This is a genomic window from Arthrobacter sp. BB-1 (assembly GCF_006151685.1).
GTDB lineage: Bacteria > Actinomycetota > Actinomycetes > Actinomycetales > Micrococcaceae > Arthrobacter.
The window spans coordinates 1-23,132 of the sequence record NZ_VDEV01000014.1; the positions used below are offsets into that span (position 1 = coordinate 1).

Below are 23,132 nucleotides of genomic sequence, written 5' to 3' on the forward strand. Positions count from 1 at the left end.
TCCGGAGGGCGGCCCCTTGCTTATTGAGCCTGCTTTCTGCAGGCCCTACCTGGCGCGGCTGCGCAGGCCGCTGCCCACAGCCATGAGGTTGGCCAGCAGTTCATCGAACAGGGCCGCAGCGGATTTCGCCGAGTCGCCGGGCCAGTGGTGCACGGGGTGGGCGGCACCCTGGATCTGCTGCCAGTTGGCCTGTTCCGGAATCCGGGGGCTTAGGAGGAGATCCCCGAACATGGACTCCATCTCCGCGAGCCGGTACGCATGTTCCGAGGAACCCGAGCGCACCCGGTTGGCCACAATGCCTGCAGGTGAGAGGTTGGGAGCGAACTCCTGGCGGAAAAGCTGGATGGCGCGCATGGTCCGCTCGGTGCCGGCCACCGAGAACAGCCCGGGCTCGGCCACCAGCGCTACCTTATCGCTGGCAGACCAGGCCATCCGGGTCAGTCCGTTCAGGGACGGCGGGCAGTCCACCAGGACAAGCTGGTAGTCGTCCCCGGTGGCCAGGACAGAGGAGAGCCTGCGCAGGTCGCGGCGGCCCAGGTCCGGCCGGTCATAGATGCCGGTGTAGGCAGAGCCGACGGCGACGTCCAGCACGGCGGGGCCGGACCCGTTGGACTGCGCCCTGGCCGTCCAGCTGCTGCGCACCACGTTTTCGGCCAGTTTTGCCCGGCGGGGGCTCTTGAGCATCCTGCCGATATCCAGCTGGTCGCCGGGCTGGACCCCCAGGGCAGTGGTGGCATCCGCATGGGGATCAAGGTCCACCACCAGCGTGCTGATGCCCGCGGCCAGCGCCGCAGACGCCAATCCTGTGGTGACGGAAGTCTTGCCGACTCCACCCTTAAGGCTGCTGATGCTGACTACTTGCACTTGAGAGACCAAAACCTAACGCCGGATGCCGTGTTGGGGGTAATGTTTGCTCCGGCAGTGCCGAAGCCGGACGGTCCTGCCGCCCTACTCATCATATGTTGATGCATCGGCGAATCCTGCTTTATTGGGCGTCGGCATGGCACCGACTGTGCTGCCGGGGCGGTTTCCGCCCGGGCCGGCATAAGGGTTCGGGACATGACGGGGAAATCTGTGATGGTGGCCACAAAGATTTGTGTTTGTCCTTCGAGGTCCTAGACACTGTGACCACTCACCGATCCACCCGCAATGATGCAGGAGAAGTATGTTTTCCAAAGTTCTGGTGGCCAACCGCGGCGAAATCGCGATCAGGGCCTTCCGCGCCGGCTACGAGCTGGGCGCCAAGACGGTTGCCGTTTTCCCCCATGAGGACCGAAACTCGATCCACCGCCAGAAGGCGGACGAGGCCTACCTGATTGGCGAAGAGGGCCACCCCGTCCGGGCTTACCTGGACGTAGCTGAAGTGGTGCGGGTGGCAAAAGAGTCCGGTGCGGACGCCATTTATCCCGGCTACGGGTTCCTTTCGGAGAACCCGGACCTCGCCCGGGCCGCGAAGGCGGCGGGCATCACCTTTGTTGGTCCGCCGGCCGAGGTGCTCGAACTCGCGGGCAACAAGGTGGCAGCCTTGAAGGCTGCCCGCGACGCCGGCGTTCCCGTCCTGAAATCCAGCGCGCCCTCCAAGGACCTGGACGAACTGATCGCGGCAGCGGACGAGATCGGGTTCCCCATCTTCGCCAAGGCTGTGGCCGGTGGCGGCGGCCGCGGTATGCGCCGGGTGGATACCCGTGAAGCGCTGCCCGAAGCCCTGCAGTCAGCCATGCGTGAGGCCGATGCGGCCTTTGGCGACCCCACCATGTTCCTGGAGCAGGCCGTCTTGCGCCCGCGGCACATCGAGGTCCAGATCCTGGCCGATGCCCACGGCAACGTCATGCACCTCTTCGAACGCGACTGCTCCATCCAGCGGCGCCACCAGAAGGTCATCGAGATCGCTCCGGCCCCCAACCTGGACGAGGGCATCCGGCAGGCTCTGTACCGGGATGCCGTCAAGTTCGCCAAGGCCCTGAACTACGTCAACGCCGGCACGGTGGAGTTCCTGGTGGACACCGTTGGGGAGCGCGCCGGCCAGCACGTCTTCATCGAGATGAACCCGCGCATCCAGGTGGAGCACACGGTCACCGAGGAAGTCACCGACGTGGACCTTGTCCAGGCGCAGATGCGGATCGCCGCGGGAGAAACACTTGCCGACCTCGGCCTCTCCCAGGACACCGTAAAGCTCCGCGGCGCGGCGCTTCAGAGCCGCATCACCACGGAGGACCCGGCCAACGGCTTCCGGCCGGACGTCGGAAAGATCACCGGTTACCGTTCCGCCGGCGGCGCTGGTGTAAGGCTCGACGGCGGCACGGTTTACTCGGGTGCCGAAATCAGCCCGCACTTCGACTCGATGCTGGTCAAGCTCACCTGCCGCGGCAGGGACTACCCTGCCGCCGTCGCGCGTGCACGCCGCGCCCTGGCAGAATTCCGCATCCGCGGCGTCTCCACCAACATCTCCTTCCTGCAGGCGGTGCTGGACGATCCCGACTTCATTGCCGGGGACGTCGCCACCTCCTTCATCGATGAGCGTCCGCAGCTCCTCAAGGCCCGCGTCTCGGCCGACCGCGGCACCAAGCTCCTCACCTGGCTGGCGGAGGTGACCGTCAACAAGCCCAACGGCGAACTCAAGGTCCACTCCAACCCGGCCAGCAAACTGCCGTCCGTCAAGGACAAGCAGGCCGCCCCCGGCTCCCGGCAGCGGCTCCTGGAACTGGGACCCGAGGGTTTTGCCAAGGCGCTTCGCGAACAGAACGCGGTGGCCGTCACGGACACCACTTTCAGGGATGCCCACCAGTCGCTGCTGGCAACCCGCGTCCGCACCCGCGACCTCGTGGCCGCCGGACCCGCCGTCACCGCGCTGCTGCCGGAACTGCTGTCCGTTGAAGCCTGGGGCGGGGCAACCTATGACGTTGCACTCCGGTTCCTGGGCGAAGACCCGTGGGACCGGCTGGCCGCCCTGCGCAAGGCAATGCCCAACGTCTGCCTCCAGATGCTCCTGCGCGGACGCAACACCGTGGGATACACGCCGTACCCCGAAGAGGTCACCGAAGCATTCGTTAACGAGGCCGCAGCCACCGGAATCGACATCTTCCGGATCTTCGACGCCTTGAACGACGTCAGCCAGATGGCCCCTGCCATCCGTGCAGTCAGGGCCACGGGCACGGCAGTTGCCGAAGTGGCGCTTTGCTACACCGGCGACCTGCTGGACCCCGCCGAGAAGCTCTACACCCTGGACTACTACCTGGGGCTGGCGCAGAAGATCGTCGACGCCGGAGCCCACATCCTCGCCATCAAGGACATGGCCGGCCTGCTCCGTCCCGCAGCGGCGGCAAAGCTCGTTTCAGCGCTCCGCGAGCGTTTCGACCTGCCTGTCCACCTGCACACGCACGACACTGCAGGAGGCCAGCTGGCCACCCTGATGGCTGCCGTGGATGCCGGTGTCGACGCCGTGGACGTGGCCTCCGCGTCCCTGGCGGGAACCACCAGCCAGCCCTCGGCCTCTGCCCTGGTGGCAGCCCTGGCGCACACTCCGCGGGACACGGGCCTCAGCCTTGCTGCGGTCAGCTCGCTGGAACCCTACTGGGAAGCGGTCCGCCGCGTCTACGCCCCGTTCGAGTCCGGCCTTCCGGGCCCCACCGGGCGCGTGTACCAGCACGAGATCCCCGGCGGCCAGCTCTCCAACCTCCGCCAGCAGGCCATGGCGCTGGGACTGGGGGAGCGCTTTGAAGCGATCGAGGACATGTACACCGCGGCGGACCGCATCCTTGGCCACCTGGTCAAGGTGACCCCGTCCTCCAAGGTGGTGGGTGACCTCGCCCTGCACCTGGTGGGCCTGAACGCCGACCCCGCCGACTTTGAATCGAACCCGCAGAACTACGACATCCCGGATTCGGTGATCGGCTTCCTGTCCGGTGAGCTCGGCGATCCTCCCGGAGGCTGGCCGGAGCCCTTCCGCACCAAGGCCCTGCAGGGCCGCAGCGTGAAGGTCAGGGACGTGGAACTGAGCGCCGAGGACAGTGCGGCCCTGAAGTCCGACTCCAAGACCCGCCAGCACACGCTGAACCGGCTGCTCTTCGACGGACCCACCAAGGACTACCTGAAGAGCGTCGAAACCTACGGCAACATCTCCGTCCTGGATACCCGTGACTACCTCTACGGCCTGCAGCGCGGCCAGGAACACGAGATCCAGCTGGAGAAGGGCGTGCGGCTGATCGCGTCGCTGGAAGCGGTATCCGAGCCGGACGAGAAGGGCATGCGCACCGTGATGTGCACCCTCAACGGCCAGTCCCGCCCCGTGGTGGTGCGCGACCGTTCCGTGGTCAGCAACGTCAAGGCAGCGGAGAAGGCCGACCCTGCCCAGCCCGGCCACGTGGCCGCGCCGTTCGCAGGCGCCGTCACGGTGACGGTCAAGCCGGGCGACGAGGTAAAGGCCGGCGACACGGTGGCCACCATCGAGGCGATGAAGATGGAAGCATCGATCACGACGCCGGTGGCAGGCAAAGTCTCACGGCTAGCCATCTCATCCATCGAGCAGGTGGAAGGCGGCGACCTGCTCCTGGTGGTGGAGCAGTAATCCCGGCCGCGCAGTAAGACAGCGAAAAGGGTCCTCCCACTGAACACCAGTGGGAGGACCTTTCCCTTTCCAAACGGCCGCGCTTCCGGACCAGGCAACGGATACAGGCGGCCCCCGGTCCGGCAGCGTGCGTAAAAGGGGCCCTGCGCCCCCGCTCGCCGCGCAGCGGCCTCAGCGGGGCGTGGGGAATAGCACGCAGAGGACCGGGGGGCCGCCGGACCCCGGCGAACAGTCAGGAGCGCGGGGCTGCGTACATCTCTTCGATGACCGTCTCGAAGTCCTTCATGACCTGCGCCCTTTTTACTTTCATCGACGGTGTCAGGTGCCCTGACGCCTCCGTGAAGTCGGCGGGCACGATCCGGAACGACTTGATGGCCTCGGCCTGGGAAACCGACGTGTTCGCGGCGGTGATGAGGTCCTGGACTGCGGCCTTGACCACCGGGTTGGTGGCGGCGTCGGCCAGGGTGGTGTCTGCGGGGAGGTTGTGGCGCTGCAGCCAGCCGGGCAGGGCTTCCTGGTCCAGCGTGACCAGGGCGCCGATGAACGGCCGGTTGTCGCCGACCACCAGCACCTGCGAGACCAGTGCGTCGGCGCGGATCTGGTCCTCGAGCAGGGCCGGGATGACGTTCTTGCCACCGGCGGTGACGATGATCTCCTTCTTGCGCCCGGTGATCCACACGAAGCCGTCGTCATCGAGCCGGCCGATGTCCCCGGTACGGAACCACCCGTCGTCGAACGTCTCGCCGGTGAGGTCCGGCCGCTTGTAGTAGCCGCGCATGACGCACACGCCCTTGGCGAGGATCTCGCCGTCGTCGGCGATCTTCACCGCATTGCCCGGCAGGGGCTTTCCGACGGACCCGATCTTGATCAGCGACGGGGTGTTCACGGAGATGGGCGCCGTGGTTTCCGTCAGGCCGTAGCCTTCAAGCACCTGCAGCCCGATGCCTTGGAAAAAGTGGCCCAGCCGCTCGCCCAGCGGGCCGCCGCCGGACACGGCATGGGCAACGTGGCCGCCCATTGCGGCCCGCAGCTTGCCATAGACGAGTTTGTCGAACAACGCGTGGCGCAGCTTCAGGCCCAGGCCGATCCGGCCCTCCTGCCGTGCCTTGGAAAAGGCGATGGCGGTATCGGCTGCCTTGTGGAAGATGGCTCCCTTGCCGCCGTCCTCCGCCTTGGTCATCGCGGAGTTGTAGACCTTTTCGAAGACCCGCGGCACCGCCAGGATGAACGTGGGCTCGTAGCTCTGCAGGTCCGCCAGGAGGTTCTTGATGTCCGGGGTGTGCGCCACGGTAGTGCCGGCCGCCATGGCAAGGACGGAAATGAAGCGGGCAAAGACGTGCGCCAGCGGGAGGAACATAATGGTCTTCGCGTTCTCGTGGACGATCTCGCCAATGATGGCGAGCGCGTTGTCCGAAAGCTCAACGAAGTTGCCGTGCGTCAGTTCGCAGCCCTTGGGCCTGCCCGTAGTGCCGGAGGTGTAGATGATGGTGGCGGTATCAGCCAGGGAGGCTGTTTTCCTCCTGGCTTCAAGATCGTCATCGCTGACCTCCCGGCCGGCTTCGCGGAGGGCATCCAGTCCCTGGCCTTCCAGCTGCCACACGTGCTGGAGAGACGCCAGGCCTTCCGCCGTTACAGCCTGGCGGATGATGTCCTCATGGTGCGCTGCCTCGCCAAAAGCGGCCACGGCGCCGGAGTCGCCGAGGTTCCAGGCAACCTGGGAAGGCGAGGATGTTTCGTAGATGGGGACGGAAACGGCGCCGGCGAACCAAATCGCGAAGTCCACCAGGGACCATTCGTACCGGGTGCGGGACATGATGCCCACGCGGTCGCCGGCGCCCACGCCGCTCGCCATCAGTCCTTTTGCCAGCGCCCGGACGTCGGCCACGAAAGCAGTGGCGGAAATGTCCTGCCAGGACCCGGAGGCATCGCGCCGCGAAAAGAGGGCGGGGTTGCTCTCCTTGGCGGACTGCCGCAGCACCAGGTCGGTGATGTTGGTCTCCGGTGGGACTACAACAAGAGGCGGAACACTGAATTCGCGCACTATAGCTCCTTTGATATCCGAGGTCCCGCACGGGGGTATGCCTAAAGACTAGTACGGCGGTGCGGGGCGGTGCAGTATATAAAGTTACTGGCGGGTAACTTTACAGTCAATGACACCGGGAGACAAGTGGCCGGCATTGCGGCTGCCGCGGGCTCCGGCGATTGTGCCCACCTAGAATGGGGGACTATGTACGTACCGCCCACCGGCGAACAGGCCGGGCCCCTCAGAAGACCCGCCCCCTGGAAGCGCCGGCCCACCGCCTACAGGGCGCGGACGCGGCACGACGGCGGGGGCTTCCGTGAGCACCTGCGCCTCGGCCGCAAGGGCCTCGCCATCGGGATCGACATCGGCGGTACGAAAGTAGCCGCCGGCGTCGTTGACGCGGACGGCCGCATCCTCAGCGAAGCGCGCCGTGCCACTCCCGGCAGCGACCCCCGGGCAGTGGAACGGGTCATCGTCGAGCTGGTGGAGGAACTGGGCAAGGGCCACCGCATTTGGTCCGTAGGCATCGGCGCCGCAGGCTGGATGGACCTCGAAGGCGGCACGGTGCTTTTCAGCCCCCACCTGGCCTGGCGCAATGAACCGCTCCGGGCAAACCTGCAGCAGCTGCTCCGCCGGCCCGTCCTTCTGGCCAACGACGCCGACGCCGCCGCGTGGGCCGAATGGCGCTTCGGTGCCGGGCAAGGGGAGGACCGGCTGGTCTGCATCACACTGGGCACCGGCATCGGCGGCGCCATGGTGATGGACGGGCGGGTGGAGCGCGGCCGCTTCGGCGTGGCCGGGGAATTCGGACACCAGATCATCATGCCGGGCGGGCACCGCTGCGAGTGCGGGAACCGCGGCTGCTGGGAGCAGTACGCGTCCGGGAATGCGCTGGGACGCGAAGCCAGGATCCTGGCCCGGGCAAACTCCCCGGTGGCGCAGGACCTGATTGCGGCCGTCAACGGGCGGACCGAGGAGATTACCGGCGCCATTGTGACGGAACTGGCCCTGGCAGGCGACCCCGCATCACGCGAACTGCTCGAGGAAGTAGGGGAGTGGCTTGGGCTGGGGCTCGCAAACCTGGCTGCGGCCTTGGATCCGGGACTTTTCGTCATCGGCGGTGGCTTGTGCTCGGCCGGGGACCTGCTGGTGGAACCTGCCCGCAAAGCTTTCGCCCGCAACCTGACGGGCCGGGGCTTCAGGCCTGCCGCCGGTATCCAGCTGGCGGCGCTGGGGCCGAACGCGGGACTTATCGGCGCTGCCGACCTATCCCGCGTCAGCAGCCGGACGCGCCGCTAAACCCGGGCGCCGTCGTCGTCCTCGTCTTTTTCCTGCGGAAGCTGCATGATGAGGTACACCGTTCCCAGCACGAACACGGCCACGATTCCCACGATGGCAAGCAACGGTGCCGAGCGCCAGAACATGGCTGAGAACAGCAGCGCCACGGGCCCGCCCACGGCGGCGAGCCAGGCGAGCATGGTAAGCGGGTCCGTTCCGGCGAGGCTGGGTGGTTCTTCCGGGACGAACGCACCGTCCTCCTCGTCTACGCCATAGTCGCGTGGCCCGGCTGGAGCGTCTGCATCCGTGCTTCCGCCGTCCCCTGATGCCTGCCGTTCCGCGGCAGACATTTCCGCAGGTGCCGCGCCTGCCAGGCCCAGGGGGTCGAAGTCCCGGAAAACGGAAGGCCGTCCGCCCGCCGTCGAATCATCCTGCGAAGCAGCGGTAATGCTGGGATCGGTGCCAGGACCGGTGCCGGTGTCAGTGCCGGTGCTTGCGGCGGGAGAGTCGGCTTCGAGCCGGGCCACGAGGTCCAGCCACACAGCGTCGTCCTGGTTGGCGCCCGGGTCCGGGGAGCCGGGATCAGGCCTGTTCATGGGACGTGACCTCCAGCGTTGATGGCGCACTTGCCGTTGACGGCCCAGGACCCGTGCCGGAGGCAACCGACCGGATAAAGTCCACGGAGCCCTGGAAAATCCGGTCCGCGTCGTTGTCCAGGGTTGCCACATGGTAGCTGTTCTCAAGGTAGACCACATCCAGGGGAGCATGGGTGAGGCCGCGGCGGAGCGCCACCAGGCTCGAGTCGGATACCACGTGGTCCACGGTGGAGCGGAATACCTTGACCGGAGCAGTGATCCGGGGAAGGAGCCTGATGGTGTCCTTGAACATCTTGTTGAGCTGGTGCGCCGCAGCGACCGGTGTCCGGGGGTAGGCGCCCTCGTCCATGCCTTCCTTGAGGATGTCGTTGGCGATGGCAGGCGTACTTTTCATCACCAGCTTCAGGAGCCCGGCGATCGGCGCGCGCGGGTCATCGATGACCAGCCCAGGATTGACCACGATCACGCCGGCAACGGGCCGGGTAGCCGCAATCCGGAGCGCCAGCGCTCCTCCCATGCTCAGTCCGGCCGAAAAGACGTAGTCGCAGTCCGCGTCCAGTTCAAGGTAGGCCTGGTCCAAAGCGCCGTGCCACTCCTCCCACCGCGTCCGTGCGAGTTCCTGCCAGCTGGTGCCGTGCCCGGGAAGCAGCGGCATCCGAACGGCGAATCCGGCATCGGCCAAGGCCTGGGCCCAGGCGCGCAGACCGTGCGGACTGGCGGTAAACCCATGCGAGAGGACCACGCCGATGCGGGGCCCCCGGCCGGTGGAACTGCTGCTGAACGGGCTGTGGTCCAGGCCGGAGGTCATGGGGTCTCCAATGAAGTCTTCTGGCGGGCGAGGGCGTGGAAGAAGCCACTGGATTTCGCGTGGATCTCCGGCGCGTCCACGTCCAGCGTAGCGACATGTCCGCTGCTGTGGAGGTCCACTACGTCAACAAGGTTTGGGCCCAGGCCCTTCCGCAACAGTGCCAGGGAGGTTGGCGGCACCACCGCGTCCGTGCGCGACTTGAACACCTGGACCGGAGCCGACACCCTGGGCAAGCCCCGGGCCGCCACGGCAAAAAGCTTCTTCAGCTCGTGCACTGCTGCCAGCGGGGTGCGTGAATAGTCGCCGTCATTGGTGGCTGCCGCCGTCGGCTGTTCCTCCTGGATAGGGATGGTTGTCCGCTGGAAGTACTTCAGCACTCCAACCACCCGGACCCTCCGGTTGTAAAAACTCAGGCCCGGGTTGACCACGGACACCCCGGCCACGTTGTGCCGGGAAGCGGTGAGCAGCGCTATGGCCCCGCCCATCGAGAGTCCGGCGACAAACGTTGCGTCGGTCCGTTCCTCCAGCTCCAGGTAGGCAGCCTCGAAGCTGCTGTACCAGTCGGTCCAGCGTGTCCTGGCCAGATGGCGCCAGTCCGTTCCGTGGCCAGGCAGCAAGGGAACGGTGACGGCATAACCCTGGGACGCCAGGTGCTCGGCCCATGGCAGCAGGCTGAGCGGGCTCCCTGTGAAGCCGTGGCAAATGGCCACGCCGGTACGTGCATTTGGTCCGTGGCCGGGATAGCTGAAAGCGGCAGGAGGGGACGGGGTGCTGCTTTCGCTCATGCCTCCATCGTGTCACTGTTCCGTACAAATCTCACTAGAGTAGGGTTGCATTGAACTGCTGGCCAGGCCCAACGCGGGGTCCGGGGGCCGCCTTTCCGGAGAGGTTTCTCACGTGTTCTATTGGGTCATGAAGCGGATTTTCCTTGGTCCTGTGCTGAAGCTTCTTTTCCGCCCCTGGGTCAAGGGACTGGACAATATCCCGGCCGAGGGCGCGGCGATCATCGCCTCAAACCACCTGTCGTTTTCCGATTCGATTTTTATGCCGCTAATGGTGCGGCGCCCGGTGGTCTTCCTGGCTAAGTCTGAGTACTTCACCGGCACCGGCATCAAGGGCAGGCTGACCGCACTGTTCTTCCGCCTGACCAACCAGTTGCCCATGGACCGGTCCGGCGGGGCTGCATCGGCCGCGTCGCTGAGTGCGGGCATGGAGGTCCTCAACCACGGCGGGCTGCTGGGCATCTACCCGGAGGGCACCCGGAGCCCGGATGCAAAGCTGTACAGGGGCAAGGTGGGCGTGGCAAGGCTCGCCCTGCAGGCCGGAGTTCCCGTGGTTCCGGTGGCCATGATCGGCACGGACAAAGTGCAGCCCATCGGCAAACGGCTGCCGAACATCCGCAGGATCGGCATGATCTTTGGTGAGCCGCTGGACTTCAGCCGGTACCGGGACCAGGCAGAAGACCGTGATGTGCAGCGGAAGGTCACGGACCAGATCATGTTCGAACTGATGCGGCTCTCCGGACAGGAATACGTGGACGAGTACGCCGCCGTGGTGAAGCTTCGCCTGGCGGGAAAGCCCTCCGAACCCGCGGCAGCCGCTGAACCCCTGGCGTCGCCGGCGCCTGCTGCAGCTGATGCGGCCGGTCCCTCTGCCGGTCCTGCGGCGGACGCAGGGCCGGGGGAGGGCGCCGTCCGGAAAACGGACGACGGCGGGGCTGCCGCCAAGGCGTGAAGCGGTTGTGACGCACCGGGCGGGGTGCGTGACGGTACGGTGTCCCGGGGCCCTGCCCGACCGTTAGTCTTAGATGGTGACTGAGCTAACTGCAAAACCCGCCTTTTCGCTGTCCAGCACCGCCCAGAGCGGAGCAGCCAACTATCCCGGACTCGATGACTGGCGGGACCTCCCCATTTCCCAGCAGCCCAGCTGGCAGGACCGGGACGTGTTTGAGGCATCGGTGAAGGAGCTCTCCGTACTCCCTCCGCTGGTGTTCGCCGGCGAGGTGGATGTCCTCCGCGAACGCCTGGCTGCCGCTGCACAGGGCAAGGCCTTCCTCCTGCAGGGCGGTGACTGCGCCGAGACCTTCGAGGCGGCAACAGCGGACAAGATCAGCGCCCGCGTCAAGACCATCCTCCAGATGGCGGTGGTGCTCACCTACGGTGCGGCCATGCCCGTCATCAAGATGGGCCGCATGGCGGGCCAGTTCGCCAAGCCCCGTTCCTCCAACGATGAAACCCGCGACGGCGTCACCTTGCCCGCCTACCGCGGGGACATCGTCAACGGATACGACTTCACGCCGGAATCGCGGGGCCACGACGCCTCCCGCATGCTCCGCGCGTACCACACGTCCGCTTCCACGCTGAACCTCATCCGCGCCTTCACCCAGGGTGGATTCGCGGACCTGCGCTCGGTGCACCAGTGGAACAAGGGCTTCACCGAGAACCCCGCGCATGCCCGCTATGAGTCCCTGGCCCGGGACATTGACCGGGCCATCAAGTTCATGGCTTCCTGCGGCGCCGACTTCGAGGCACTCAAGCGCGTCGAGTTCTTCGCCAGCCACGAGGCCCTTCTCCTGGACTACGAGCGTGCGCTGACCCGCATCGATTCCCGCACCGGATTCCCCTACGACACCTCCGCGCACTTCCTCTGGATCGGGGAGCGTACCCGCGAACTGGACCACGCGCACGTGGACTTCCTCTCACGGGTGCGGAACCCCATCGGCGTCAAGCTGGGCCCGTCCACCACCGGCGACGACGCCCTCCGCCTGATCGACAAGCTTGACCCGGAGCGCGAGCCCGGCCGGCTCACCTTCATCACCCGCATGGGTGCCGGCAACATCCGCGAGAAGCTGCCCGCCGTCGTCGAGAAGGTCACTGCCTCAGGCGCGCAGGTGCTCTGGGTTACCGACCCCATGCACGGAAACACGGTCACATCCCCCAACGGGTACAAAACACGCAATTTCGACGACGTCATTGACGAAGTGCGCGGCTTCTTCGAAGTGCACCACGCCCTGGGCACCGTTCCCGGCGGCCTGCACGTTGAAATGACCGGAGACGACGTCGCAGAGTGCCTTGGCGGCGCCGACCCCGTGGACCAGGACGCCTTCCTGGACCGCTACGAGTCGGTCTGCGACCCGCGCCTGAACCACATGCAGTCGCTGGAAATGGCCTTCCTGGTGGCCGGAGCACTCGCCAAGCACTGATGTCCGGCTGATTACCCTGGCGGTGACGCAGGCGGGTGGGCGCCTACACCACCGTCAGGGTGATAACCGAACCTTCGGGCACTTCCTTGTCCACCGGATCCTGGTCCCGGACCGTGCCGAAGAAGCCGCCCAGGATATTGTTGACGCGCACTTGGAAGCCCAGGCCCTCCAAGGCCTTTCGCGCGTCCGTGGCCTGCTTGCCGATGTAGCTGGGGACCTTCACCATCCGGGGTCCCTTCGAAATGGTCAGCGTCACGGTGCCGCCGCGGGTGAGCGTTCCGGTCGCCGGGGCCTGGCTGGCCACCGAGCCTTCCGGGATGTCCCGGCTGAACACTTCATCGGGGGCGACCTCCGCCGTGAGGCCGGCGGCCTCGATGGCGTCAACAGCATCCTTTTCGTCCTGACCCACCACGGAGGGGACAGGAATCGGCTCGGGCCCTTTCGAAACCACCAGGCTGACTGGCGTGCCATGGCGGACCGCTGTACCCGGGGCAGGCTCCTGCGACAGGACGGTGCCCGCCGGCACCTTCTCATGGAACTGTTCGGTCACCGGGCCAAGCGCCATTTCGGCTGCGTTGAGGCCGGCCTTGGCCTGCTCCAGGGTGCCGCCAGTCAGTTTCGGGAGCGGGAACAGCTCGGGACCCTTCGAAACATAGAGCGACACCGGCTGGAACTTGCGGATTTCCGTGCCTGCGGCAGGCTCGCTTGCCACCACGAGTCCCGAGGGCACGTCGTCGTCGAAAATGTCCCTGGTGGTGGACCGGAAACCGGCGTCGGCCAGAAGCTGCTGTGCCTGGGCCACGGTCTTGTTGGCCACGGACGGGATGGTGGCCGCGGCGCCCGGGCCCATCCCGAAGAACCAGCCGGCCCCGGTAGCCAGCAGGGCAGCGATAACCAGCACGATCACCCACAGGATTCCCCGGCGGCGCGGGCTGCCCTCACGCAACGTCCGGGCGGGGGTGGCGGCCGCGCGGGACCGTGCCCGCTCGTCCTCCTTGTCCGCCTTGCGCTGGGCACGCTTGCCCAGCGGCGGAGGCTGCGGGGACCACGGCCCGGTGTCGTCGTCCGGGGGAGTGAGGGTATGGCGGGAAACGCCGGGATCTGCAGGACCGGGGTAGGGAAGCTGGCCCCGTGAGGGCGGGTAGGCAGGCGCGGCCGGCTTGCCAAACGGCATCACCGTTGTGGGGTTGTTGGCCCGGCCGATCACCTCTGTTGGATTCTGGGTACGCCCTGGATCCTGGAACTGCCCGGTGTGCTGGAACTGCCCTGGATCCCTGGGCGCTGCGGCCTGGGAGTCGGCCACGGCTCCGCCGGCCGCAGCCGCCGGTGGACGCAGGTCCAGCTCCGCGTCGGTGAGGTTGGTCCGGATATGCCGAAGTTCCTGGAGCAGCGCGTTGCCGTCTACCGGCCGGTTTTCGGGGTCGTTGGAGGTGCACCACTGCACCAGCTCGTCCACCTCGGCCGCCAGTCCGGGAACCAGGGCGGAAGGCGGGCCCACTGTCCCGTTGACATGCTGGTAGGCCACTTGGATGGGGACCTCGCCGTTGAACGGCTGCTGCCCGGTGAGCATTTCGAACAGCATGATGCCCACTGAGTAGATGTCGCTGCGTGCGTCCGCGGGCTTTCCCAGGACGAGCTCCGGCGAGAGGTAGGCAACTGTTCCGATCAACGCGCCGGTGCTCGTGGAAGTGGTGACCGCACGCGCGAGCCCGAAGTCCCCAATCTTGATCCGTCCATCGTCCGAAATCAGGACGTTTTCGGGCTTGACGTCGCGGTGGATGAAGCCGGCGGCATGCGCAGCGCCGAGTCCTTCCACTACCGGGTCGATCAGCGCGAGGGCCAGCCGGGGCGGCAGCGCGCCCTTCTCGGAGATGAGGTCACGCAGGGTGTGGCCCTTGATGTACTCCATGACCAGGTAGGCGGTGCGGCCATCGTTCCCCTGGTCGAGGACCCCCACCACGTGCGGGTGGGACAATCTGGCTGCTGCCTTCGCTTCCCGCCCCAGCCTGCCCAGGAAATTATCGTCTGCGGAGAGGTGCGGGTGCAGCACCTTGAGCGCCACGTCCCGTTCCAGCCGCTGGTCCGTGGCCAAATAGACAGTGGACATTCCGCCCCGCGCAAGCTTGGACCTGACGGCATACCGGTTGTCCACCAGCGTCCCAACAAGAGGGTCTGACACGTGTTCCTGCACCCTTCGATCCTAGTCCCCGCAATGAAACGGGCCCGAACCGTTGCCGGTCCGGACCCGTGTCAATCTTCCTGCGTCCCCGCCTCGGGCGGGTCCGGGCGGCGGAAGGTCAGCCGAAGTTCTTCTGGTGCGCCTTGATCGCGGCGACGTAGGCCTTGGTGTCGTCGTACATGCCGTATTTGCTCACGGAGTACTGGCCCTGGTAGTAGCCCGCGATGGCCGTGTCCGTGTCCTTGCTGGTGGCAAGGAGCTGGCGGATGATCGCGACGCCGGCTGTCGCATTGTCGTAGGGGTCCAGGAGGTTCAGCTTGCGTCCCACCAGGTCCGATGCCCACTGCCCGGAGCTGGGGATGACCTGCATGGTTCCGATTGCGTTCGCCGGAGACACTGCGCGCTGGTCAAACCCGGATTCCTGGTGCGCAAACGCGAGGGCGAGCGAGGGTTCCACGCCCATCCTGCGCGCGGTATCGGCCACGATGTTCCGCATCTCGCTGCGGGAGGGCACCGGGGAGGCGTTCAGCAAGGCTTTGTTCTCGTTGGCCGAGCTAACCACCGCGGCGGGGTAGCTGAAGCCGAGGAACGAACTTGGGACGAGGGGCGTCACGGAGGCAGCCGGCTGCGGGGCGGCCGGCTGGGCGGAACCCCCAGGGATGGCCAGCTTGTTGCCCGGGTAGATGACACTGGTCATGCTCAGGCGGTTGGCGGAGAGCAACTCGGAGAGCTTCACGCCGTGGCGCGAGGCAATGGCAGAGAGGGTATCTCCGGCCTTTACGGTGTAAGAGCCGGGAGCCGGAGCCGGGGCCGCGGGTGCCGGGGCAGCCGGAGCGGACGTTGAAGCCAGGCCGCCGGAGACAGGCGCGGCGGCAGCTGGTGCAGCCCCGCCGGCGCCCACCTTGATCTTCTGCCCCGGGTGGATGATGGAGCGCATGTTGAGGTTGTTCCAGGCAAACACGTCAGCCAGGCCCACGTTATGGCGGGCCGCAATGGCTCCGAGCGTGTCGCCTGCCTTCACGGTATAGGTGGCGCCGGTTGGGGCGGCGGGCGCGGCCGGTGCGGGAGCGGCTGACGGGGCGGCCGGAGCAGCGGCAGAGCCTGAAAGTTTAATCTTCTGGCCCGGGTAAATAATGGTGTTCGGCTGAAGGTTGTTCAGTTTCAGGATTTCACCGGTGTTCAGGCCGAACCTTCCAGCGATCGCACTGATGGTGTCGCCGCGCGCAATCGTGTACTCGGCGGGTGCCTGCGGCTGTGTGGGCTTGAAGGCAGCCGGGATAGCAGTGGACACGGCGGAGGCGGGGATGACCGCCGCAGTTGCTTTTGCCGCCTGGGCCTTCATGGCGGCAGCCAGCGTAGCCGGGACAACACGGGCAGGTTGCGCAGCGGCAACGGGCTGGGCCAGCGCCAAGGATGACAATACGACCGCTGGCAGAGCCGCCGTCGTGGCAGCGAGCATGGGCAGGCTCGGCTTGGGGGGCTGCTTGTGCGAGCGGGACATCGTCATGGAAAGAATCCTCTTCTCAACTGCGGGGGCGCGGGCGGGGATGCCGCGTGCATTTCCTTGATACTACTGTTACTGCTGTTAATGCTGTTACATATGTGGTCAATGAGAATCTCTCACGAATTTGGAAATAGCACAAGAATTCCTGGAATGGCTGCAAGGAAGAATTCCGGGTGTGTCCGCAGGTCAGGAGCATCCCATGGAGGCATCGACTAGGCGGCAGGGCGCACAGCGTGGCAACCTTGATCCGTGAGCAATGTAGAAGACCTTGTGGGCGAATGGTTGCCCTTACCCGACGTCGCCCGTTTATTGGATGTTTCCATCACCCGGGTTCACAGCCTGATTGACGAACGTGCCCTTGCGGCACTGCGGGTAGGGGAACGTAGAATCCGGTCCGTGCCCGCGGCGTTTATCCAGGACGGGCAGGTTGTGGACAGCCTCAAGGGGACGATTGTTGTCCTGGCTGACGCCGGCTATTCGGATGAGGACCTGATCGTTTGGCTGTTTACCCCGGATGAATCGCTGCGGGGACGCCCCATCGATGCCCTGCGCGAGGGCCGCAAAACGGAAATACGGCGACGGGCCCAGACCCTCGCCTGGTAATCCGCCGGCCGGGGATGTTCGGAAACACAAAAAACCCGACTGTCCCCGGCAAGCAAAACCCGTTGGCTCAGGAGGCGCGGCTGACTGTCGCTTCAGCCAGCCTCCGCAGGGCGGTTTTCGGCAGTTCATCCAGGGGGAGCGAGTCCAGGGCGTCGAACGCGGCCGCCCCGAATTCGTTGATCAGGACTTCGGTCGCCGCCAGTGCGCCGGATTCTTCAATAATGCGCCTGAGTTCGAGGATGTCCTCTTCCGAGAGGTCGGGGCTGCCAAGCCTTGCGTCGATGAAGGCCGCTTCGGCTGAAGACGCCTGGTCCAGGGCAAGGGCAACCAGCACGGTGCGCTTTCCTTCCCGCAAGTCGTCACCGGCGGGCTTGCCGGTTGTCAGCGGATCACCGAAGACGCCTAGCACGTCGTCGCGGAGCTGGAAGGCTTCGCCCAGGGGCAAGGCAAAAGCGGAGTAGCCGCGGAGCAGCTCATCCGAGGCTCCCGCAAGGGCTCCACCCAGCGCCAGGGGGTGCTCGGTGGAGTATTTTGCGGACTTGAACCTGATGATGGACTGTGCGCGGGTCACGGCCCCGGCCCGGTCCCTCACCGGACCGGCCACTTCCTCCAGGATGTCGAGGTACTGGCCGGCCATCACCTCAGCCCGCATGAGGTTGAAGATCAGCCTGGCCCTGGTGCCGGCGGCCGCACGCTCGCCAATATCCGTAAAAGCTTCCTCGCTGAAGGAGAGGCAAAGGTCGCCTGTCAGGATTGCAGCCGCGTGCCCGAACCGTTCGCTGTCCAGCGCCCACCCCCGCGACCCGTGGAGCTCAGTGAACCGGCGGTGGACGCTTGGACCGCCCCGCCGGGTATCCGACCGGTCGATGATGTCGTCATGGATCAGGGCCGCTGCCTGGAACAGTTCCAGTGCCGCGCCGGCCGTTACCACCTGTTGCGCGGCGGGTTGCCCGCCGGCGCCCCGCCAGCCCCAGTAGCACATCAACGCGCGCAGGCGCTTGCCGCCTGTCACCAGGTTGGAGATGGAACCCATCAGGGGTTCGATGTCCGGCGAGATGCCCGACATAATGGCCTGCCGCAAGGTGAGGAACCCCGTCAGCTCGCCGGCTACCGCCGCAACGAAGTCTGCCTGCTCATTCCTCAGCTGTTCTGCTGCCGTCACTTGGCGGACTCAGCTGCCACGTTGGCCCCGATGGTGAAAGTGGCAACGCCCGAAGCTTCAACCACCGAGAGGTTGACGGTTTCGCTGTCCCCGCGGACAAAGTCCTTGGAAGCCACCGCTCCCACCGCTTCGCCCGGAACGGCTTTGAAGCCTTGCCCCTCAAGGGCCTTGGTGTAGTAGTCCACGACCGCAGCCGTGGGGGCTGTGATGCTTGCAACGAGGGCGGCAGTGGCGGGAGCCGAGGCCTTGTCAAAACTGCTTGACACCACCTTCGCTCCCGGCATGAGGGGCAGGAGCTGCTGCGGGAAGCCCTCCACTACTGCGCCAACGGTCGCCGACGTGTTGGGCGAAGCGGAGGGGCTGGGAGAAGCTGTGATGGTTGACCCGGCAGTTGCCGGAGTGGAAGCGGAGGCAGAGGGGTCCGGGGCTGTCGACGGAGTTGGGCTGCAGGCTGCAAGCAGCAAGGCTGCGCCGGCAGCGAGTGCTGCCAACCCTGCTGGCTTAAGGTTTCCAAAGACCGTCACAGGGACATTCCTCCTGGTGTTGATGCCGGATTCAGCCTCCAGTTTAGTCAGTACAAACGGATAGGATTGCAGCCGTGGGGCCCGAAGGTAAGAACCAGCCGCCCGGAGCGCGCCTTCCGGGACACAGGCGCAAGTGCATCATGCACGTGGACATGGATGCCTTTTTTGTCTCGGTGGAGCTGCGGACGCGTCCTGAACTCGTGGGCAGGCCCGTCATCGTCGGCTTCCCCGCGGACCGTTCCGTGGTCCTCTCCGCCTCCTACGAAGCCAGGGCGTTCGGGGTGAAGTCAGCCATGCCGATGGCCGTGGCCGCGCGGATGTGTCCCCAGGCGGTCATTATCGAACCGCGCCACAAGCTGTACTACGAAGTGTCTGCCCAGCTGATGGGCATTTTCGAGTCCATCACCGAGCTTGTCGAACCCCTCAGTGTTGATGAGGCCTTCCTCGACGTCACCGGCGCCATCAGGCGCCTGGGCGCTCCGAGGGGAATTGGGGAGATGATCCGCCGGCGGGTTGCCGCGGAGCTGGGCATCACGGCATCGGTGGGAATAGCGGAATCCAAATTTGTGGCCAAGATTGCCTCGACCCGCTGCAAGCCGGACGGGCTGCTGATGATCGCGCCCGATGAGACCGTGCCGTATCTCCACAGCCTGCCGGTGGGCGCCCTGTGGGGAGTAGGCGCCAAGACGGCGGATGTGCTCGCCAGGATGGGCATCAGGACAGTTGCCGACGTGGCAGCGACGCCGGTCTCCTCCCTGAAGAAGATGCTGGGTGCCACGGGGGAGCATGTCCACCAGCTTTCCTGGGGAGTTGACCACCGGCCCGTCACCCCGGTCCGGCTGGAGAAGAGCATTGGCGCGGAAGAAACGTTTGCCGTTGACACCGCCGACGACGCACTGCTCCACCGGGAACTGCTGCGCCTGTCCCACCGCACGGCCGCGCGACTGAGGAGTTCAGGGATGGTGGCGCGGACCATCGCCCTGAAGCTCCGGTTCGCCGACTTCTCCACCATCACGCGCAGCCGGACGGTCCAGACGCCCGTGGACAGCGCCCAGCTGATCTACGCGGTTGCCCTGCAGCTGCTTGAGTCGGTGGGGGACAGGGCCATGACCGTCCGCTTGGTGGGGGTGCGCGCCGAGCAGCTCGAGGACGCGGCCCGGACGTCGCTTCAGCTCAGCATCGACCGCCGGGACGACAACTGGCGGGCGGCTGAGCAGGCGCTCGACGAAGTGGCCCGCAAATTCGGCGCCAAGTCCGTCCTTCCCGCCCGCCTGATGGAGCCTGGAAACACCCGCGAATAGCGGCTGCAATAAGGCCCGGCCGGGCCGCCGCCAAAGTGTTTCCCGTCTTTCAGAACAGCCCTCAACAAACTATCCTTAGATATACATAGTTTTCGAGTGACTGGACTTACTGCCGGACCCTCTTGGACATGCTCCCGCTCCTGCGACGGCATGCCGGGTTACCGATCTCCGCCTTGGCAGGCGGAGCGGGAACCTCTTAGGCATAACAGCCGTTAAGGGTGCAGAAGTAGTGGCTGGGATCAGCCCGGACGTTGGCCTACAAAAGGAGGTCGTGATGCCGCTGTCGGAGCACGAACAGAAGCTGCTTGAGCAGCTGGAGAAGCAGCTTCACGAGGACGACCCGAAGTTCGCGAATTCCATGGGTTCAGACCCGGGGCGTTCATGGTCCACGAGGCACGTGGTGATTGGCGTCCTCTGCGCCCTGGCTGGCGTCTTCCTGTTACTCGTGGGTGTCACTCTCCAAAATATCTTCGTCGGAGTCCTTGGCTTTGTGGTGATGGGCGGTGGCGTCTATTTCGCCACCATGCGCAGCAGTTCGGCCGGGACAAAGCCGGGCTCCAAGGCCAGCGGCCGAAAGCCGGGCAAGTCCAGGAGTTCCTTTATGAGCAGCCTTGAGGAACGGTGGGACGAAAGGCGCAGGGGGGAACCCTAAACGCCTCGCGCCGAATTACTCCCGGCACCTCCACTTCGCTCCCCGTCGAAGGGGCAATGCGAAAAGACCCGCCATATGGCGGGTCTTTTCGCATTTAATCGGCGGGCCGCATTGAAAAGGCCGGCGCACGGACAATACTGCGGCGCCACCAGCGGTTTCACCGGCAGCTGGATGCCGCGCCCGGGGAGGAGGTGGCACCCCTGCATGGAAAAGTCCTCCACTTTCCACCACCGCCATGAATCCTTGCAATTTCGCCGTTCTTTTCCCATAACTAGGCCGCTCACCAGCCGCGTTTGCGTTGACTGTGGGGGAAAGTGGAGTAATGTGGAGGACATAAGAGGGTGGTTGCAACATAGGGGATGTGCAGTTCCTGACAGCGGACAGGCGGTGGGCCAGTGTTTCTGGGCACTCACTCGCCACGTCTGGATGAAAAGGGGCGGATCATTCTCCCCGCGAAGTTCCGGGAGGAACTTGCCAGCGGGCTGGTGCTCACGAGGGGCCAGGAGCGTTGCATCTACGTCTTCAGTGAGAAGGAATTTGCGCGGGTCCACGAGCAAATGCGGGAGGCGCCAATCTCCTCAAAGCAGGCACGTGACTATATCCGCGTCTTTCTCTCTGGAGCCTCTGACGAGGTACCTGACAAGCAGGGGCGCGTTACCATTCCACCCGCGCTCCGGGAGTACGCAGGCCTCGGCAGGGAACTGGCCGTGATAGGCGCTGGATCCCGGGCCGAGATCTGGGATGCCCAGGCCTGGAACGAGTACCTCGCGGAGAAGGAAACAGCCTTCTCCGAAACTGATGACCCCATTCCGGGCATTCTCTGACCGGAACGGGACAGCAGGCAGCTTCTTGGATGAGATCTCCAGCCGCCCATCGGCTGGCCATCCTGGCTCACTTCCCCGGAGCCAGGCTGGCGGACGATAGGCGCGGATGGGGATCTGGTCCCAGAAGCACCCCAAGGCGACACCGACGGCGAGAAAGGACGAGGCATGAACGAACACCCGAAGCCAACGTCCGAACGCCATGTGCCGGTCCTTCGGGACCGGTGCATCAATTTGTTGGCACCTGGATTCGAGGCGGCCAGGCTCCGCGGCGAAACGCCGGTGGTAGTGGACGCGACCCTGGGCATGGGCGGCCACTCCGAGGCCATGCTGCAGCGCTTTCCGGATCTGCACCTGATCGGCATAGACCGGGATGAGGAAGCCCTCGCCCTCGCCGGCGAAAGGCTGGCACCGTTCGCGGCCCGCACGGACCTGGTACATGCCGTCTACGACGAGATACGGGATGTCCTGGCGGACCTGGGCGTTTCCGAGGTCCACGGCATCCTGATGGACCTTGGTGTGTCTTCCCTTCAACTGGACGAACGCGAACGCGGTTTCGCCTACTCCTTCGACGCCCCCCTGGACATGAGGATGGACACCAGCCGCGGCCAGACTGCCGCGGACGTGGTGAACAACTACAGCGAAGAGGAACTCGTCAGGATCATCCGGAAGTGGGGCGAGGAGAAGTTCGCCGGGCGGATCGCCAACAGGATTGTCGCCGCCCGTGCCACCAAGCCGTTCACCACAACCGGTGAGCTCGTGGAGCAGATCCGGGCCGTGGTTCCGGCAGCGGCCGCCAAGTCCGGTGGGCACCCTGCCAAGCGCACTTTCCAGGCGCTGCGGATCGAGGTCAACGAAGAACTCGACGTCCTTGAGCGTGCCGTGCCGGCCGCCGTGGACTCCTTGGCGCTGGGCGGACGCATTGTGGTCATGTCCTACCACTCCCTTGAGGACAAGATCGTCAAGGGCGTCCTGCAGGCCCGTTCCAAATCCTCGGCCCCGCTCGGCTTCCCGGTTGAGCTGGAAGAGCACAAGGCCGAGCTGAAGACCCTGACCAAAGGCACTGAGGTGCCCACCGCCGTCGAAATCGCCGAAAACCCGCGCGCCGCATCAGCAAGGCTGCGCGCGGCGGAACGAATCAGAGCCAGGAGAGCTGCATGAGCACCGCTGCCGTCAAGAACTTTCCCGCCGCAACCGGCAGTTCGGCGGCCAGCAGGGCCCTTCCGGCACAGGCTCCCGGAGACGGCCGGAAGGGCCGGACGCCGCTGTCCGTGGTCCGCACCGTACCCCGCAAGCGCCGCGCACCTTTCGTAGTCCTGTGCTTCGCCATGCTCGCCGTGGCGTTGGTGGCCGTGCTGGTGTTGAACATCTCGGTGTCCACGGCGCAGTACCAGTTGGTGGAGCTGCGGGCCAGGCAAAGCACACTGACCAAGCAGAACCAGGACCTCACCCAGCAGGTGCAAAACTTCGAGGCGCCCCAGAACCTGGCCGCCAAAGCGTCGGAGCTCGGCATGGTCGCCTCCACCGTCAAGGGCCAGATCGACCTGTCCACCCTGTCCGTCACGGGCAAGGCGACACCGGCAGTTAAGGGCAGCTCCGGAGGGGCCATCATTCCAGCACCCGCCGTGCCCGGCCAGCTGATTGTGGTTCCGCCGGCAACCAAGGGCGAACCGCTGGCCAGCCGCAAACCCACAGAAGCGGCAGCCCCAGCTGCCCAGGGTGCCGCAGCAGCCGAAGCTGCGGGATCCAGGGCGGCGACTCCAGAGGCGCCCGCTCCCGCAGGTCCGCCTGCCGGCGTTCCCGCACCGGCTGCCGCAGCAGCTGCCGCGGTGGAGCTCCACGGCGGATCCGTTCCCGCACCCGAGCAGAAGGTGCCCGGGCAGTAACACACGGCAGGTCTGACAGGCAGCAGGAT

19 protein-coding genes are annotated in these 23,132 nt (G+C 65.9%); 10 read left to right on the plus strand and 9 right to left on the minus strand.

What is annotated here, in order from left to right; translation table 11 throughout:
• Positions 1-45: 45 nt before the first annotated feature.
• Complete coding sequence (locus FHJ30_RS08265) at positions 46-864, minus strand: ParA family protein (protein ID WP_139028835.1); 819 nt, start codon at positions 862-864, stop codon at positions 46-48.
• Between the two features lie 301 nt (positions 865-1,165).
• Here FHJ30_RS08265 and FHJ30_RS08270 point away from each other — a divergent pair, with 301 nt between their 5' ends.
• Positions 1,166-4,564: a pyruvate carboxylase gene (locus tag FHJ30_RS08270; RefSeq protein WP_139028836.1), complete on the plus strand. Its 3,399-nt coding sequence runs from the start codon at positions 1,166-1,168 to the stop codon at positions 4,562-4,564.
• A gap of 232 nt (positions 4,565-4,796) precedes the next feature.
• On the opposite strand, the gene FHJ30_RS08275 is transcribed toward FHJ30_RS08270, so the two are convergent.
• On the minus strand, positions 4,797-6,605 hold the full coding sequence (locus FHJ30_RS08275) for a long-chain fatty acid--CoA ligase (RefSeq protein WP_139028837.1): 1,809 nt from the start codon (positions 6,603-6,605) through the stop codon (positions 4,797-4,799).
• Between the two features lie 186 nt (positions 6,606-6,791).
• Between FHJ30_RS08275 and FHJ30_RS08280 the strand changes: the two genes are divergently transcribed.
• A complete protein-coding gene (locus FHJ30_RS08280; RefSeq protein ID WP_139028838.1) occupies positions 6,792-7,886 on the plus strand; it encodes an ROK family glucokinase in 1,095 nt (364 codons plus the stop codon).
• Here the strand turns inward: FHJ30_RS08280 and FHJ30_RS08285 are convergent.
• The 3 genes from FHJ30_RS08285 to FHJ30_RS08295 are packed head-to-tail and all read right to left on the minus strand — an operon-like array spanning position 7,883 to position 10,054.
• Positions 7,883-8,461 (minus strand): hypothetical protein, encoded by a 579-nt coding sequence (locus FHJ30_RS08285; protein WP_139028839.1) that lies wholly within the window; start codon positions 8,459-8,461, stop codon positions 7,883-7,885. The two genes, FHJ30_RS08280 and FHJ30_RS08285, sit on opposite strands and share 4 nt — an antisense overlap.
• A complete protein-coding gene (locus FHJ30_RS08290; RefSeq protein WP_139028840.1) occupies positions 8,448-9,269 on the minus strand; it encodes a carboxylesterase in 822 nt (273 codons plus the stop codon). Before FHJ30_RS08290 ends, FHJ30_RS08285 begins: the two co-directional genes overlap by 14 nt.
• Entirely contained in the window at positions 9,266-10,054 is a 789-nt protein-coding gene (locus FHJ30_RS08295; RefSeq protein WP_139028841.1) for a carboxylesterase, read from the minus strand. Before FHJ30_RS08295 ends, FHJ30_RS08290 begins: the two co-directional genes overlap by 4 nt.
• Before the next feature lie 112 nt (positions 10,055-10,166).
• Here FHJ30_RS08295 and FHJ30_RS08300 point away from each other — a divergent pair, with 112 nt between their 5' ends.
• Both FHJ30_RS08300 and FHJ30_RS08305 read left to right on the plus strand, forming a co-directional pair.
• Positions 10,167-11,003: a 1-acyl-sn-glycerol-3-phosphate acyltransferase gene (locus tag FHJ30_RS08300; RefSeq protein WP_139028842.1), complete on the plus strand. Its 837-nt coding sequence runs from the start codon at positions 10,167-10,169 to the stop codon at positions 11,001-11,003.
• Between the two features lie 73 nt (positions 11,004-11,076).
• Positions 11,077-12,471, plus strand: coding sequence for a class II 3-deoxy-7-phosphoheptulonate synthase (locus FHJ30_RS08305; RefSeq protein ID WP_139028843.1), 1,395 nt, complete (start codon positions 11,077-11,079; stop codon positions 12,469-12,471).
• A 43-nt stretch (positions 12,472-12,514) separates the two neighbouring features.
• Here the strand turns inward: FHJ30_RS08305 and FHJ30_RS08310 are convergent, their stop codons facing one another.
• Together FHJ30_RS08310 and FHJ30_RS08315 are read right to left on the minus strand one after the other, a co-directional pair.
• Positions 12,515-14,662 carry a Stk1 family PASTA domain-containing Ser/Thr kinase gene (locus FHJ30_RS08310; protein ID WP_139028844.1) on the minus strand — a complete coding sequence of 716 codons (2,148 nt, stop codon included), beginning with the start codon at positions 14,660-14,662 and terminating at the stop codon, positions 12,515-12,517.
• Positions 14,663-14,768: 106 nt separating this feature from the next.
• Complete coding sequence (locus FHJ30_RS08315; RefSeq protein ID WP_139028845.1) at positions 14,769-16,157, minus strand: lytic transglycosylase domain-containing protein; 1,389 nt, start codon at positions 16,155-16,157, stop codon at positions 14,769-14,771.
• 246 nt (positions 16,158-16,403) lie between these two features.
• On the opposite strand from FHJ30_RS08315, the gene FHJ30_RS08320 reads away from it, so the two are divergent.
• The gene (locus FHJ30_RS08320) at positions 16,404-16,757 is read left to right on the plus strand and encodes an Rv2175c family DNA-binding protein (RefSeq protein ID WP_171058969.1); all 354 of its coding nucleotides are present in this window, start codon (positions 16,404-16,406) and stop codon (positions 16,755-16,757) included.
• Between the two features lie 67 nt (positions 16,758-16,824).
• Here FHJ30_RS08320 and FHJ30_RS08325 read toward each other — a convergent pair whose 3' ends face one another.
• Together FHJ30_RS08325 and FHJ30_RS08330 are read right to left on the minus strand one after the other, a co-directional pair.
• Positions 16,825-17,919 (minus strand): polyprenyl synthetase family protein, encoded by a 1,095-nt coding sequence (locus FHJ30_RS08325; RefSeq protein ID WP_139028846.1) that lies wholly within the window; start codon positions 17,917-17,919, stop codon positions 16,825-16,827.
• On the minus strand, positions 17,916-18,443 hold the full coding sequence (locus tag FHJ30_RS08330; protein WP_139028847.1) for a hypothetical protein: 528 nt from the start codon (positions 18,441-18,443) through the stop codon (positions 17,916-17,918). The genes FHJ30_RS08325 and FHJ30_RS08330 overlap by 4 nt, the downstream gene beginning before the upstream one ends.
• Before the next feature lie 74 nt (positions 18,444-18,517).
• Here FHJ30_RS08330 and dinB point away from each other — a divergent pair, with 74 nt between their 5' ends.
• The 5 genes from dinB (at position 18,518) to FHJ30_RS08355 (ending at position 23,103) form a co-directional block, all read left to right on the plus strand.
• Entirely contained in the window at positions 18,518-19,744 is a 1,227-nt protein-coding gene (gene dinB / locus FHJ30_RS08335) for a DNA polymerase IV (RefSeq protein ID WP_240793643.1), read from the plus strand.
• Between the two features lie 274 nt (positions 19,745-20,018).
• A complete protein-coding gene (locus FHJ30_RS08340) occupies positions 20,019-20,396 on the plus strand; it encodes a DUF3040 domain-containing protein (RefSeq protein ID WP_139028848.1) in 378 nt (125 codons plus the stop codon).
• Between the two features lie 395 nt (positions 20,397-20,791).
• Positions 20,792-21,220 (plus strand): division/cell wall cluster transcriptional repressor MraZ, encoded by a 429-nt coding sequence (mraZ, locus tag FHJ30_RS08345; protein ID WP_009358613.1) that lies wholly within the window; start codon positions 20,792-20,794, stop codon positions 21,218-21,220.
• 165 nt (positions 21,221-21,385) lie between these two features.
• Positions 21,386-22,378, plus strand: a complete 993-nt coding sequence (rsmH, locus tag FHJ30_RS08350; RefSeq protein ID WP_139028849.1) for a 16S rRNA (cytosine(1402)-N(4))-methyltransferase RsmH — start codon at positions 21,386-21,388, stop codon at positions 22,376-22,378.
• A complete protein-coding gene (locus FHJ30_RS08355) occupies positions 22,375-23,103 on the plus strand; it encodes a hypothetical protein (RefSeq protein ID WP_139028850.1) in 729 nt (242 codons plus the stop codon). The genes rsmH and FHJ30_RS08355 overlap by 4 nt, the downstream gene beginning before the upstream one ends.
• The last annotated feature ends 29 nt before the right edge of the window (positions 23,104-23,132 follow it).

What these genes read in the sequence shown, in the direction of transcription:
- FHJ30_RS08270 (WP_139028836.1), top strand. Translation starts at nt 1,166, where the DNA reads ATGTTTTCCAAAGTTCTGGTGGCCAACCGCGGCGAAATCGCGATCAGG.
- FHJ30_RS08280 (WP_139028838.1), top strand. Translation starts at nt 6,792, where the DNA reads ATGTACGTACCGCCCACCGGCGAACAGGCCGGGCCCCTCAGAAGACCC.
- FHJ30_RS08285 (WP_139028839.1), bottom strand. Translation starts at nt 8,461, where the DNA reads ATGAACAGGCCTGATCCCGGCTCCCCGGACCCGGGCGCCAACCAGGAC.
- FHJ30_RS08290 (WP_139028840.1), bottom strand. Translation starts at nt 9,269, where the DNA reads ATGACCTCCGGCCTGGACCACAGCCCGTTCAGCAGCAGTTCCACCGGC.
- FHJ30_RS08295 (WP_139028841.1), bottom strand. Translation starts at nt 10,054, where the DNA reads ATGAGCGAAAGCAGCACCCCGTCCCCTCCTGCCGCTTTCAGCTATCCC.
- FHJ30_RS08305 (WP_139028843.1), top strand. Translation starts at nt 11,077, where the DNA reads ATGGTGACTGAGCTAACTGCAAAACCCGCCTTTTCGCTGTCCAGCACC.
- FHJ30_RS08315 (WP_139028845.1), bottom strand. Translation starts at nt 16,157, where the DNA reads ATGACGATGTCCCGCTCGCACAAGCAGCCCCCCAAGCCGAGCCTGCCC.
- FHJ30_RS08340 (WP_139028848.1), top strand. Translation starts at nt 20,019, where the DNA reads ATGCCGCTGTCGGAGCACGAACAGAAGCTGCTTGAGCAGCTGGAGAAG.
- rsmH (WP_139028849.1), top strand. Translation starts at nt 21,386, where the DNA reads ATGAACGAACACCCGAAGCCAACGTCCGAACGCCATGTGCCGGTCCTT.
- FHJ30_RS08355 (WP_139028850.1), top strand. Translation starts at nt 22,375, where the DNA reads ATGAGCACCGCTGCCGTCAAGAACTTTCCCGCCGCAACCGGCAGTTCG.